At 60.7% G+C, this 13371-nt stretch carries 9 protein-coding genes; 7 read left to right on the forward strand and 2 right to left on the reverse strand.

Annotated features, from left to right (window positions below; genetic code table 11):
* Window positions 1–23 precede the first annotated feature (23 nt).
* Window positions 24–1121, reverse strand: coding sequence for a hypothetical protein (locus HMPREF0326_RS04745; RefSeq protein WP_020990263.1), 1098 nt, complete (start codon window positions 1119–1121; stop codon window positions 24–26).
* Window positions 1122–1478: 357 nt separating this feature from the next.
* Here HMPREF0326_RS04745 and recA point away from each other — a divergent pair, with 357 nt between their 5' ends.
* The 3 genes from recA (at window position 1479) to ahbC (ending at window position 6661) form a co-directional block, all read left to right on the forward strand.
* Window positions 1479–2576: a recombinase RecA gene (gene recA / locus HMPREF0326_RS04750; RefSeq protein ID WP_008683313.1), complete on the forward strand. Its 1098-nt coding sequence runs from the start codon at window positions 1479–1481 to the stop codon at window positions 2574–2576.
* Between the two features lie 213 nt (window positions 2577–2789).
* Window positions 2790–5468 carry an alanine--tRNA ligase gene (gene alaS, locus HMPREF0326_RS04755; protein WP_008683314.1) on the forward strand — a complete coding sequence of 893 codons (2679 nt, stop codon included), beginning with the start codon at window positions 2790–2792 and terminating at the stop codon, window positions 5466–5468.
* Window positions 5469–5479: 11 nt separating this feature from the next.
* Window positions 5480–6661 (forward strand): 12,18-didecarboxysiroheme deacetylase, encoded by a 1182-nt coding sequence (gene ahbC, locus HMPREF0326_RS04760; protein WP_008683315.1) that lies wholly within the window; start codon window positions 5480–5482, stop codon window positions 6659–6661.
* 126 nt (window positions 6662–6787) lie between these two features.
* Here the strand turns inward: ahbC and HMPREF0326_RS04765 are convergent, their stop codons facing one another.
* Complete coding sequence (locus HMPREF0326_RS04765) at window positions 6788–8137, reverse strand: DUF6056 family protein (protein WP_008683316.1); 1350 nt, start codon at window positions 8135–8137, stop codon at window positions 6788–6790.
* A gap of 546 nt (window positions 8138–8683) precedes the next feature.
* Between HMPREF0326_RS04765 and hemB the strand changes: the two genes are divergently transcribed.
* From hemB to cycA, 4 genes are all read left to right on the forward strand, one after another.
* The gene (gene hemB / locus HMPREF0326_RS04770; RefSeq protein WP_008683317.1) at window positions 8684–9673 is read left to right on the forward strand and encodes a porphobilinogen synthase; all 990 of its coding nucleotides are present in this window, start codon (window positions 8684–8686) and stop codon (window positions 9671–9673) included.
* Window positions 9673–10848: a heme b synthase gene (ahbD, locus tag HMPREF0326_RS04775; RefSeq protein WP_008683318.1), complete on the forward strand. Its 1176-nt coding sequence runs from the start codon at window positions 9673–9675 to the stop codon at window positions 10846–10848. Before hemB ends, ahbD begins: the two co-directional genes overlap by 1 nt.
* A gap of 41 nt (window positions 10849–10889) precedes the next feature.
* Window positions 10890–11390, forward strand: a complete 501-nt coding sequence (gene ahbA, locus HMPREF0326_RS04780) for a siroheme decarboxylase subunit alpha (protein WP_008683319.1) — start codon at window positions 10890–10892, stop codon at window positions 11388–11390.
* A gap of 231 nt (window positions 11391–11621) precedes the next feature.
* Window positions 11622–13043, forward strand: coding sequence for a D-serine/D-alanine/glycine transporter (cycA, locus tag HMPREF0326_RS04785; protein ID WP_008683320.1), 1422 nt, complete (start codon window positions 11622–11624; stop codon window positions 13041–13043).
* The last annotated feature ends 328 nt before the right edge of the window (window positions 13044–13371 follow it).

Raw genomic sequence — 13371 nt, forward strand, 5'->3', positions numbered from 1 at the left:
CCCGCGCGCTCCACCGGCGCGGTTCAGGCCCCGGGGGCGACACGGGGCGGCATTTCCCGCCTGAGGCGCGCTTCTTCCCGGATTTCGGCCCGCACCTCTTCCCATGAAGGCTCGGACCAGGGCGTGCCCGCGCGTTGCGGCGGGACGGTCAGTTCCATGCCGCCGTTCTTCCAGGAAGCGCGCAGGGCGGTGAGTCCGCCGACGGCCACGGCCTTGGGGGCATATGAGGCGGTCAGGGCGGCGGCCTCCTCCAGCAAGGGACGCGGCCAAGTCGCGCCGTGGCGTGCCAGCCCCAGAGGGCCGGGCAGGCCCGTCAGGCTGAGCAGGGCGTCGTCCGGTCCGGCGGCCGCTGCCAGACGCTTGTTGTCCGTGTTGTTGCGGCCCACGCTGAGCCAGTAGTCGCGCCCGTCGTCCTGCCGCCAGAATTGCCGCCCCAGATTCGCCAGGGCGAAATCCCGCGCCAGGGACGGCGCGGCGTCGGCGCGGCGTGTGAGCACGGGCCAGTAGCGCCGGGCGTTTTCCCGCTCGGTCAGGCGGCAGCCGCCGCCGGGCGTGGGAATTTCTTGAAGACCGAAGCGCTCGGCCAGGGCCAGTTGTTCCCCGCGCCCGCGCCCGGAAATGGACAGCAGGCGCGTGCGGTCCACCAGGCCGCTTTCCTCGGCCGGGATGGGGGCCAGCAGCCGGGCGCAGAGCGGGCGCAGCAGCAGGCCGGTCACGTCCGCGTCGCGCGGGATCACATGCAGGGTGTCGCGGCGTTGGGACATGGGGCGCTGGCCCAGCACCTCGCCCGAGGCCAGCAGGCGCGCGCCCACGGCCTCCATGTACAGGCGGGCGTGGCGCAGCAGCAGGATCTTGCAGTCCACGCAGGGGTTCATGACCTTGCCGAAACCGTGAACGGGGCGGCGGCGCAGCAGGGCCGCGAAATCCTCGCTGACGTCCAGGCTGGCGATGTCCAGATTATGCAGCCGCCGCCAGCGCGGCAACGCGGCTTCATCCCCGAAAAAGGGCGAGACACAGTGCAGGCAGCGCACCTTCAGGCCCTGGTCCTCCAGCAGCTTGGCGGCCAGGATGCTGTCCAGGCCGCCGGAAAAAAGTACGATAACGTCCGGCGTTGCAGTCATGCCCGGCTTTGTACGCGAAGGACGCGCCCAAAGGCAAGGCTTTCGCTCGGAAAAGTCCGGCATTCCAGCTATTGATAATTATCTCTGTTAAGTTAGAATGCGGCAAGCCACAGGGCGGGAGGGGATTTGCCTTGCGCCGGGTGCTTTGTTATTATGGTGCGCTTGAATATCCGGACTGACGGCAAAGGCCGCGTGGCGGCATTTGCGCCGTTTTTCGTCTTCGCAAGTCATGCCGCGTGCGGCACATGATGCCTCTATGGGGCGCCTTCCGGGCGGAGAGCGAGAGCCTTTTTATGAGTCTTGGTTGCGTCGGCCATGCCGATGCTTGAGATATCTTTTACCTGGAGCAACAGCAGTATGGCCAAAAAACCGGCCTTGAGCCCTGAAGACGCCCGCGCCGAAGCCTTGAGCACAGCGCTGTCCACCATTGAGCGCAAATACGGCAAGGGCGCGGTGATGAAATTATCCGACGACGTGCAGGTGGACATTCCCGTGATTCCCACGGGTTCCATCGGCCTGGATCTGGCCTTGGGCGTGGGCGGCATTCCGCGCGGGCGCGTCACGGAAATTTTCGGGCCCGAATCCTCGGGCAAAACCACGCTCACCCTGCACATCATCGCCGAATGTCAGAAGCTGGGGGGCACCTGCGCCTTTGTGGACGCCGAGCACGCCCTGGATGTGGCCTATGCCCGGCGCCTGGGCGTGAACACCGACGAACTGCTCATCTCCCAGCCGGATTACGGCGAACAGGCCCTGGACATCGCGGACATGCTGGTGCGCTCCGGCGCGGTGGATATGGTGGTCATCGACTCGGTGGCGGCCCTGATTCCCCAGGCCGAGCTGGAAGGCGACATGGGCGAAACCCAGGTGGGCGGCCATGCCCGGCTCATGTCCCACGCCATGCGCCGTCTCACCGGCACCATCCACAAATCGCGCACCTCGGTGATCTTCATCAACCAGATCCGCATGAAGATCGGCGTGCAGGGCTACGGCAGCCCTGAAACCACCACCGGCGGCAACGCGCTCAAGTTCTACTCCTCGGTGCGCATGGACATCCGCCGCATCCAGACCCTCAAGGACAAGGACGAGGCCTTCGGCTCGCGCACCAAGGTCAAGGTGGTCAAGAACAAGGTGGCCCCGCCTTTCCGCATCGCCACCTTTGACATCCTGTACGGCCAGGGCATTTCACGCTCCGGCGAGCTGCTGGATCTGGGCATTGAGGCCAAGATCGTCGAGCAGAGCGGCTCATGGTTCGCTTTCGGTTCCGAAAAGCTGGGCCAGGGCCGGGAAAAGGTGCGCGCCCTGCTGGATGAAAACCTGGATCTGCGCAATCAGATTGAGGCCAAGGTCATCGAATTCCTGGGCATGCATCCCAAGGAGTTCACGCCCAACGCCGAGGATCTGGACGAAGGCGCCGCCCCGTTGGATTCCCCGGCCACGCCGGAATACGAGTAGTTTGAGGCCGGGGGCATCCCCCGGCCAAAGAGCGCTGACAACGTCAACGCGAGCGATTTTCGTGTCTTTCCGCCCGGCGGCTCCGCCGCCGCTGGCGGCGCAAGGGCCGCGAAGCGGACTTTGTCATCAGCCTGGACCCGGGGGCATCCCCCGGCCGTAATCCTTTCCCCGGCCGTTGCAGTTTCGGCCGGGCGCAGCCGCCACGGAGCCCGTATGCTGACTGCCCAAGAAATCCGCCGCCGTTATCTGGACTTTTTTCTGCGCCACCGGCACGAAATCGTGCCTTCCGGGCCGCTGATCCCGCCCAATGATCCCAGCCTTCTGTTCACCAACGCGGGCATGGTCCAGTTTAAAAAGCTCTTTCTGGGCGAGGAAAAGCGCGCCTACACCCGCGCGGCTTCCTGTCAGAAATGCCTGCGCGTGTCCGGCAAGCACAACGACCTGGAAAACGTGGGCCGCACCGCGCGCCACCACACCTTTTTCGAGATGCTGGGCAATTTTTCCTTCGGCGACTACTTCAAGCGCGAGGCCATTGCCTGGGCCTGGCAGTTCGTGACCGAAGAACTGCAACTGCCCAAGGAAAAACTCTGGGTCACGGTCTTCCGCGAGGACGACGAGGCCGCCGAGATCTGGAAGGACGTGGCCGGGCTTACCGACGCGCGCATCATCCGCATGGGTGAGAAGGACAACTTCTGGACCATGGGCGACACCGGCCCCTGCGGCCCCTGTTCCGAAATCTATATCGATCAGGGCGAGGACATGTCCTGCGGGCCGGACTGCGGCATCGGCAAGTGCGATTGCGACCGCTTTCTGGAAATCTGGAACCTGGTCTTCACCCAGTTCGACCAGGCCGCCGACGGCAGCCGCGCCCTGCTGGCCGCGCCCAACATCGACACCGGCATGGGCTTGGAGCGCATCGCCGCGGTCTGCCAGGGCAAGCGCTCCAATTTCGACTGCGACCTCTTTCAGGAAATCATCCAGTACGCTGCCGGGCTGGCGGGCGTGGCCTACAGCTTCAGCGCGCCGGACACCAACGACGTGGACACGGCCCTGCGCGTCATCGCCGACCACAGCCGTTCCGCCGCCTTTCTCATCGCCGAGGGCGTGCTGCCCTCCAATGAAAACCGGGGGTACGTGCTGCGCCGCCTGATCCGCCGGGCCTTGCGCTTCGCCACGCTCATGGGCGTGCATGAACCCTTCATGCACAAGGTGGCCCGCAAGGTCACGGAAGTCATGGGCGAGGCCTATCCCGATCTTCTGGAGAGCGCGGACTTCATCGACCGTGCGGTCTTCGAGGAGGAACAGCGCTTCTCCCTGACCCTGGAAAAGGGCCTGCATCTGCTGGAAGAAGAGCTGCAACGCCTGGAAGCCGCCGGGCAGACTGTCATCCCGGGCGCATTCTGCTTCAAGCTCTACGATACTTACGGTTTCCCCCTGGACATCGTCACGGACGTGGCGGGCAAGCGCGGCTTTACGGCGGACGGGTCGGGCTTTGAGGCCCACATGCGCGAACAGCGCGAACGCGCCCGCGAGCACCAGAAAAAGGGCGGCCTGCTGGGCCAGGGCGCGGGCGAGGGCGACGCGGCCTTCAAAAAGCTGGCCGACGACGGTCTGCGCAGCGTCTTTGTGGGCTATGAAAGCCTTACGGCCGCAAGTCCGGTCACGGCTCTGCTGGACGCCGGGGGCGTGCCCGTGGACCACCTGGGCGAAGGCGAAACAGGCTTTGCCGTCACGGAAAAAACGCCGTTTTACGGCGAATCCGGCGGCCAGGCGGGCGACGCCGGGCTGCTTGCCGTCGTGTCGGGCGAGGCCGGAGTGCTGACCGCCCGCAAGCCCGCGCCGGATCTCATTGTCCATGAAATCGAAGTGTTGCGCGGCGAAGTGCATCTGGGGCAGGAAGCGACTCTCAGCGTGGACGCGGACAGCCGTCAGTCCACTGCCCGCAACCATACCTGCACCCATCTGCTGCACGCGGCCCTGCGCCGGACGCTGGGCACGCACGTCAAGCAGGCCGGTTCCCTGGTGGACAGCCGGCGCCTGCGTTTCGACTTTTCGCATATTGCGGCCCTGACCCCGGAGGAACTGGCCGCCGTGGAACGCGACGTCAACCGCGCCATTATGGCCGATCTGCCGGTGGCCGCGCGCGAAATGCCGCGCGAGGAAGCCCTGGCCGGAGGGGCCATGGCCCTGTTCGGCGAGAAATACGGCGAAACCGTGCGTGTACTTACTGTGGGATGCGAAGGCCGGGAGCCCGAATCCATGGAACTCTGCGGCGGCACCCATCTCAGCCGCACCGGCCAGGCCGGCTCCTTCCTGATCGTGGCTGAAACCGGCGTGGCCGCCGGAACCCGCCGCATTGAGGCTGTCACCGGCTGGAACGCTTACGGCCTGGCTGTGGAACAGCGCGCCGAAGCCGCGGCCCTGGCCGGTCTGCTCAAATCCAAACCCGGTCAGCTGGCCGAGCGCGTACAGACCTTGCAGACGGAAGTCAAGAAAATGCGCAAGGCCTCGGAAAAGGCCGCCGCCGCGCCTGTGACGGGCGCGGACCTGCTGCGCCGGGCCGAGGAGATCAACGGCGTGCGCCTGTTGGCCGCGCGTCTGGAAAACGTGCCGGTCAAGGCCCTGCGCGAGATCATGGACGACGTGCGATCGCGCCTTTCCAGCGCCGGGGTGGCCTGCCTGGCCACGGTGGAAGAGGGCAAGGTGGGCCTGCTGCTCTATGTCTCCAAAGATTTGCACGGCCGCTTCACGGCTCCGGCCCTGATCAAGGAAGTGGCCGCGCCCTGCGGCGGCGCGGGCGGCGGCCGCCCGGATCTGGCCCAGGCGGGCGGCACCAAGCCCGAGGGCATTGACGAGGCCTTTGCCGTACTGAAAACTCTGATTGAAAAATAAGGACATATTCCATGATAGGCATTTCAAAACTGTACTGCGGACAGGTGGAACCTTCGGACGCACTGCGCTACGGCCGTGAATCCGGCAAACTCCCCTCGCATCTGCTGCAATTCTCCAAGGACAAGAAACCGGTCATTGTCTGGAACATGACCCAGCGCTGCAACCTCAAGTGCGTGCACTGTTATGCCCATGCCGTGGAAGTGGACGGCACGGATGATATCAATACCGAACAGGCCAAGGCCATGATCGACGACCTGGCGGCCTTCGGCGCGCCGGTGATGCTTTTTTCCGGCGGCGAACCCCTGGTGCGCAAGGATCTGGTGGAGCTGGCCAGCCATGCGACCGGCAAGGGCATGCGCGCGGTGGTCTCCACCAACGGCACCCTGATCACGCCCCAGAAGGCGCGCGAACTCAAAGAAGTAGGCCTTTCCTACGTGGGCATTTCCCTGGACGGCATGGAAGATGTGCACGACCATTTCCGCTGTGTGCCCGGCGCGTTCAAAAAAGCCCTGCAGGGCATTGCCAACTGCCAGGCCGAAGGCCTCAAGGTAGGCCTGCGCTTCACCATCAACAAACGCAATGTGGCGGAAATTCCCGGCATCTTCCGTCTGCTCAAGGATCTGGAAGTGCCGCGTGCCTGCTTCTACCATCTGGTCTATTCGGGCCGGGGATCGGAACTGATCAAGGAAGACCTGGATCACGCCGAAACCCGCGCCGTGCTGGACCTGATCATGGATGAAACCCGCGCCCTGTTCGACGCGGGCCATCCCAAGGAAATTCTCACCGTGGACAACCATGCCGACGGCCCCTACGTCTGGATGCGCCTGAAGCGTGAAGACCCCAAGCGGGCCGAGGAAGTCTTTGAATTGTTGCAGTATAACGAGGGCAACAATTCAGGCCGGGGCATCGGCTGTATCTCTTGGGACGGCAAGGTGCACGCCGACCAGTTCTGGCGCGAGCACGTCTTCGGCAATGTGCTGGAGCGCCCCTTCTCCCAGATCTGGGACGACCCGGACATCGAACTGCTGCACAAGCTCAAGAACAAAAAGGTCCATGTGGGCGGGCGTTGCGCGAAATGTAAATATCTGAACATCTGCGGCGGCAACTTCCGGGCTCGGGCCGAGGCTTTTTACGGCGACGAATGGGCGCAGGATCCGGCGTGTTATCTCACCGATGAAGAGATCGGCCTGTAAGTAAGGCATTTGCCTGTTGCAAATCGAATGAACTACGACGCTCTGCCCGGTGTAAATTAGGGGGCAGAGCGTCGTTTTGCGCCAGAGTGAACGTCTTAAAATTTTTGAGAATGCCAATTCTCAAAGTTAATCTACTCCAATAGGGGAATCCTCATAGCGGATAATGGTTGTCGCTGGCAGGCCATAGTAAGATTTGATCCACGCTTCGATATATGGTCTGTTATCATACGGCATACATTCATGGTAATAACGTGCCGGTAATTTGTAGAAAATGACTTCATGAGGCGGTGTAGGGAGCTCTCCCGCTTTTTTTAAATTCATGTCGTTTGCAATGACAGTTGGATAGTTTAAATAGTATCCATAGATAACATAATATGAATGATGCAGCACTCCCAACATAAGAAGCATTAGTACAAATTTCGTCGCGTATTTTTTCATACTACTGTATTTAGAGACAAGGACAGGAAAAACTCCGCTACAGAATATGGCCAGTAAAAAGCTGGCTGGGAAATAGATTCTGGGCGAGATATAACGCAGGCGGATAACGTAGAAAATAGCAAGCGTAGCGGCTGCCATTCCCAAGAAGGGCAGCAGGCGCCGAATGACCGTCCCCCGCAGCAGAAACAGAGCCGCCGCTAGGGAAAGTAGCCAGATCACTGCCCCCGGTGCCCGCAGCATATCCCGGACAAGTTCCCATGTCACTGCGGGCAATTCTGCCAGCGTGTGCATTCCTCCGTCATGCCCGGAAGCAAGCCTTTTGAAATTTCCCGGTGCCGCCAGCATGCAGCATGAGCCCAGCAATGCCGCACACTGCACTGTCAGAAGCGGTTTTTTCAGTATCCTGAACTGGCTGATGGAAGAAGCACTCACAAGAAACAGCGGTGCAAAGCTGATTGCCGCCAAGATGATCTGTTCCTGCGAAAAGCCCGCAAGAAAGAACATCATACCCATCAGAAAAAGGCGCCCACAAGACTGGGCATGCTGAAAATGCCAAGTATAGACAAGGTATATTCCGATCATTAGGGGGCATAACGGCCAGACGTATAGTACGGACGCAGAAGCCCAGAAAAGAGCATTTTTGTATGTGTCCGGATAAAAAAGAAGATAGCTGCCCAGTAGAACGCAAAGAACATATAACCAGTTTTTTTCATGATCGTTGACGACGGTCAGGACTGTTTTATAGGCAAAAAATAACGCCGTTCCCGTAACGAATGCCTGAACAAGCATGAAGCCCTGCATACCGAGCTTCATGCTCAGAATTTGAAAAAAAAAGAAGAGGACACGTCCTCCCCAATTGATATAATGATCCTTGCAAAAGGCTATTATATCAGCAAGTCCGCGACCACTGTATTCCCCTGTCACACCATAAACAAGCGAACCATATCCATAATCATCATGATAAAAACCAATGTATTTACTCTGAAAGTATGTTAGAAGAAGTATAAAGATAAAAACGTATACATCTCTCTCTCTCATTGTTCCTCCCATTTTGATATCACATCAGGCTGTTTTTGTTTGGCGGCAACATTTGCGGACGGGTTGCTGTCCAGAGTTTTTTTTAACATTTTACCTCGCCGTCAAGAGCTCGTCGCAGGCCGGAAGAACGTTAAAGCATTTCATCTTTGAAATGCTCTAACGCCGAACACGGTGAGGCACGCTACGAAGGGGTGTGGATTCCGGCAAAGCGACCGAAGGCAGCCCGAAGGGCTGTCCCCGTTGGCGACAACGGAGCCATACGGGGATCGACAGTAGCGATAACCGCGTTTTTTTGCCGGAATGACACCTTTTAACCGTGTGGCGTTTCAAAGAGAATCAGTTCTGGGAGCGCTGGTTCAGAAGAGCGGGCGGACACGAAAGGGATTTTCCCGATATATCCGGGATACGCCATCATGCTGCCACATCTCTCTGTATGTCAGTAATCGCACGCAACTGGACATGCTTTCCCCTCAAAGAATTTTGCGTTATCCTGAAATGGACGTCAATGACCGTAACTGCGGAAATTTTATACGAGGTATCTACGCCATGTCCCAGACATTTCATCGCGGCCGTCGGCTGCGCTGGACCCCGGAACTCCGCACCTTGGTGCGTGAAACTCCGCCTTTGCTGGTGGAAGACCTGATCATGCCCTACTTTGTGGTGGAAACCGAAGACGCATCCTTCCGCAAAGAAGTGGCTTCCATGCCCGGCCAGTACCAGCTTTCGCCGGCGGAACTGGAAAAGCAGGTGGAAAAGGCCGTGGACGCGGGTCTGATGTCCGTGCTGCTCTTCGGCATTCCGGCCGAAAAGGATGAAAAGGCCAGCTCGGCCTACGCCGAGGACGGCATCGTGCAGCAGGCCGTGCGCCGCCTCAAGGAGCGCTGGCCCAAACTCATCGTCATCACCGACGTCTGCCTCTGCGAATACATGAGCCACGGCCACTGCGGCGTGCTGATGCCCGACGGCGCGGTGCTCAATGATCCCACGTTGCCCCTGCTGGCCAAGACGGCCGTCAGCCACGCGGCCGCCGGGGCGGACATGGTGGCCCCCTCGGACATGATGGACGGGCGCGTGGCGGCTATCCGCGCGGCCCTGGACGAGGGCGGCCTCAAGGAATTGCCCATCATGTCCTATGCCGTGAAGTACGCCTCTGCCTATTACGGTCCTTTCCGCGACGCGGCGGAATCCGCCCCGGCCGCCGGGGACCGCAAGTCCTATCAGATGGACCCCGGCAATGCCCGCGAGGCGCTCATTGAAGCTCGCGCGGATCTGGCCGAAGGCGCGGACGCGCTCATCGTCAAGCCCGCCGGTCCGTACGGGGACATCATCCGCCTGGTGCGCGAGCATGTGGAAGTGCCGCTCTGCGCCTATCAGGTCAGCGGCGAATACGCCATGATCCGCGCGGCCGGGCTCAACGGCTGGATCGACGAGCGCGCGGTCATGCTGGAAAGCCTGCTGGGCCTCAAGCGGGCGGGCGCGGACATGATCATCACCTATTTCGCCGAGGAAATCCTGAGGCAAAGGCTGGCGCGCTGATGCACGGACACGAGCAACACGGCGGGCATCCGGGAGCCATGCCTAAAAGCCATCCCGGCGGCCATCCGGGGAGTGAGCCCGGCAATGCGCCGGGCATGCCCGCCCGCGTTCTGGAAGACGGCAGCCCGGTCTGCCGTCTGGTCGCCTGGGAAGTGACCCGTTCCTGCAACCTGGCCTGCAAGCACTGCCGGGCCGAGGCCCACCCAGAGCCGTATCCCGGCGAGCTGTCCACGGACGAGGCCAAGGCGCTCATCGACACGTTTCCCCAGGTGGGCAATCCCATCATCATCTTCACCGGCGGCGATCCCATGATGCGGCCGGACGTCTATGAACTGGTGGCCTATACCCACGCCAAGGGCCTGACCTGCGCCTTTTCGCCCAACGGCACCCTGATCACCCCGGAAAGCGCCCGCCGGATCAAAGAGGCGGGCGTGGAGCGCTGCTCCATTTCCATCGACGGGGCCGACGCGGCCAGTCACGACGCCTTTCGCGGCGTACCCGGCGCGTTTGAGGACAGCATGCGCGGCATCGGCTATCTCAAGGACGTGGGCGTGCCCTTTCAGATCAACACCACGGTGACCCGCAACAACCTGAGCAGCTTCAAGAAGATCTTCGAGCTCTGCGAGCGCATCGGCGCGGCGGCTTGGCATATCTTTCTGCTGGTGCCCATGGGCCGGGCCTCGGGTTTGGCGGATCAGGTCATCACCGCACAGGAATACGAGGACGTGCTGCACTGGTTGTATGATTTCCGCAAGGGCACAAACATGCACCTCAAGGCCACCTGCGCGCCGCACTATTACCGGATCATGCGCCAGCGCGCGCATGAGGAAGGCCTGAGCGTCACGCCGGAAACCTTCGGCATGGACGCCATGACCAGGGGCTGTCTGGGCGGCACGGGTTTCTGCTTCATCAGCCATACCGGCCAGGTGCAGCCCTGCGGGTATCTGGAGCTCAACTGCGGCAATGTGCGCGAAACGCCCTTCCCGGAGATCTGGCGCAAGAGCGAATACTTTCGTCAGTTCCGCGACCAGTCCTGTTACACGGGCAAATGCGGCGTCTGCGAGTTTCACAAGGTTTGCGGCGGCTGCCGGGCCCGCGCCCAGAGCATGAGCGGCGACCATATGGGTCCTGAGCCCCTGTGCACCTACGTGCCCTCGAAAATGAAGACACGCTGAATCCGGACAACAAGATAACAGTCAAACCGCAGGATCGCAGCATGGATAAGCAGAGCCGCGGCATCACGGACAATGCAGCCGGTCAGATGGACAGCGTGGACAGACAGCTGCTGGACATCATCCAGACGAACTTTCCACTCGCATCCCGGCCGTATGCCGAGCTGGGGCAACGCCTGGGCATCCCCGAGGAGGAAGCTCTGGAGCGGGTGCGGGCTTTGCGCAGCCGCAAGATCATCCGCCGGCTGGGGGCCAATTTCCAGTCCGCCAAACTGGGCTTCGTGTCCACGCTCTGCGCGTCCAAGGTGCCCGAGGACAAGCTGGACGCCTTTATTGCCGAGGTCAACGCCCAGCCCGGCGTGACCCATAATTATCTGCGCGAGCACAGCTACAATGTCTGGTTCACCCTGATCAGCCCTTCGCGCGAGGAGAGCCAGGCCATTCTGGACGGCATCAGCGCGCGCACCGGCGTGAGCATCCTCAATCTGCCGGCCACCAAGCTGTACAAGATCCGCGTGGATTTTCGCATGGGGGACGAGGCGTAGCCGCTGTGACTCAGCGAAAATTGAGAGCATAACGTGCTCGAAATCTTTGCAATCAGACACTAGTCCAGAGCCCGGAGCCACAATCGCATTCCGGCGGAGGGACGTTTCCCGTCACGGTGTTGACGGAAAGCGTGCTTCCGCCGGATTCTTTTTTCTCGACCTATGTCCGGCAGTTTGGCATGCTCAGGACGGGAGGGTGACAACCGATTGCCGCCATTGAGGAAAAACAGAATGAGCGAGCATCATGTCAACCCCGACGGGCAGGATCCACCGCACGCGCTCAAGCGCGGTTTGAGCCAGAGGCATATCCAACTTATTGCCATCGGCGGCGCCATCGGCACCGGCCTTTTCATGGGCTCGGGCAAAACCATCAATCTCGCCGGGCCGTCCATCGTTTTTGTCTACATGATCATCGGCGCGTTTATCTACCTGGCCATGCGCGCCATGGGCGAACTGCTGCTTTCCAACCTGCGCTACAAATCCTTCATGGACATGGCCGAGGACATCATCGGCCCGTGGGCGGGTTTTTTCGTCGGATGGACGTACTGGTTCTGCTGGGTGGTGACAGGCACGGCGGACGTCATCGCCATCGCCTCATACTTCCATTTCTGGTTTCCGGCCATCTCCGTCTGGGTTCCGTCGATTCTGGTGGTGCTCCTGATCATGGGCCTGAACCTCGTTTCCGTGAACCTGTTTGGTGAAATGGAGTTCTGGTTCGCTTCCATCAAGGTAATGGCCATCCTGGCTATTATCGCTGTGGGCGTGTACATGGTGCTCACGGGCTTCACCTCTTCCGTTTCCGGGCATACGGCATCCGTGGCGAACCTGTGGGCGTATGGGGGGTGGTTCCCCAAGGGCGTTTTCGGATTTTTCGCCGGTTTCCAGATCGCTTTGTTCGCCTTTGTCGGCATTGAGCTTATCGGTACCACCGCCGCGGAAGCCAAGGACCCTGAAACCAGCCTGCCCAGAGCCATCAACACCATTCCCTACCGTATCGTCTTTTTCTATGTCTTTGCGCTGCTTGCCATCATGTGCATCACGCCCTGGTCGGACATCGACAGCCAGAGCAGCCCCTTTGTGAACACCTTTGTGGCCGTGGGCATTCCGGCCGCGGCCAGCATCATCAACTTTGTGGTGCTGACGTCCGCGGCGTCCTCGGCAAACAGCGGCATCTATTCCACAAGCCGCATGCTTTACGGCCTGGGGCTGGTAGGGGTGGCTCCACGAAGATTCGGCAGGCTTTCATCCCGCCGGGTGCCCGCCGACGGGCTGCTGTTTTCCTGTATCTGCCTGTTGCTCGGCGCGTCCATGCTGATCATCATGCCCACCATCATGTCCGCATTCACGATTATGACGTCGGTTTCGTCAGTGTGCTTTGTTTTCATCTGGTCAATGATCATGGCGGCCTATTATGTGTATCGCAAGAAGCATCCCGAGCGCCATGCGGCATCCAGGTTCAAGCTGCCCGGCGGCCTGTTTTCCTGCGGGGCTGTCCTGGCGTTCTTTATCGGCATCCTTGTCCTGATGGCGCTTGAGCACGACACCAGAATGGCGCTGTTGGCCACGCCTCTCTGGTTTATCGTCCTGGGCGTCGGCTATTATTGCAGTCGCAAGAACCACATCAGCTACAGGAAGGAAAATACCCGGCCATAGAGCGGAGTAACGTTAAGAATTGACACGTTCGAAGTTGCCGCAGGACCGGACTGTGATAATTCTCCGGTTTCGTGTTCCGTCTTCTGCCCGTCTGACAAGCGGCGAACCACGGAATCACGGAATCACGGAACTACGGAACCGGGGATTGGGGTGTCGTTTGAGGGGGGTCGCGCTCTTTACGGCTTTGCCGCTATGGAGGTATGTTTGCAAATAAGGTGGGACCACGCTCCCGCCGCAGCTTGAGGGTCGCGTATGCTTTGAACCCGGACCTAGGTTCAGCCCTCATTAAAGCGCCTGCTGCAAAGCCGTCTTTTTCCGTACAGCGGCG

The sequence above is a fragment of the Desulfovibrio sp. 3_1_syn3 genome, assembly GCF_000145315.2.
Classification (GTDB): Bacteria; Desulfobacterota; Desulfovibrionia; order Desulfovibrionales; family Desulfovibrionaceae; genus Desulfovibrio; species Desulfovibrio fairfieldensis.

Coding starts and splice junctions, on each gene's coding strand:
- HMPREF0326_RS04745 (WP_020990263.1), bottom strand. CDS start 1,121: ATGACTGCAACGCCGGACGTTATCGTACTTTTTTCCGGCGGCCTGGAC.
- recA (WP_008683313.1), top strand. CDS start 1,479: ATGGCCAAAAAACCGGCCTTGAGCCCTGAAGACGCCCGCGCCGAAGCC.
- alaS (WP_008683314.1), top strand. CDS start 2,790: ATGCTGACTGCCCAAGAAATCCGCCGCCGTTATCTGGACTTTTTTCTG.
- ahbC (WP_008683315.1), top strand. CDS start 5,480: ATGATAGGCATTTCAAAACTGTACTGCGGACAGGTGGAACCTTCGGAC.
- HMPREF0326_RS04765 (WP_008683316.1), bottom strand. CDS start 8,137: ATGAGAGAGAGAGATGTATACGTTTTTATCTTTATACTTCTTCTAACA.
- hemB (WP_008683317.1), top strand. CDS start 8,684: ATGTCCCAGACATTTCATCGCGGCCGTCGGCTGCGCTGGACCCCGGAA.
- ahbD (WP_008683318.1), top strand. CDS start 9,673: ATGCACGGACACGAGCAACACGGCGGGCATCCGGGAGCCATGCCTAAA.
- ahbA (WP_008683319.1), top strand. CDS start 10,890: ATGGATAAGCAGAGCCGCGGCATCACGGACAATGCAGCCGGTCAGATG.
- cycA (WP_008683320.1), top strand. CDS start 11,622: ATGAGCGAGCATCATGTCAACCCCGACGGGCAGGATCCACCGCACGCG.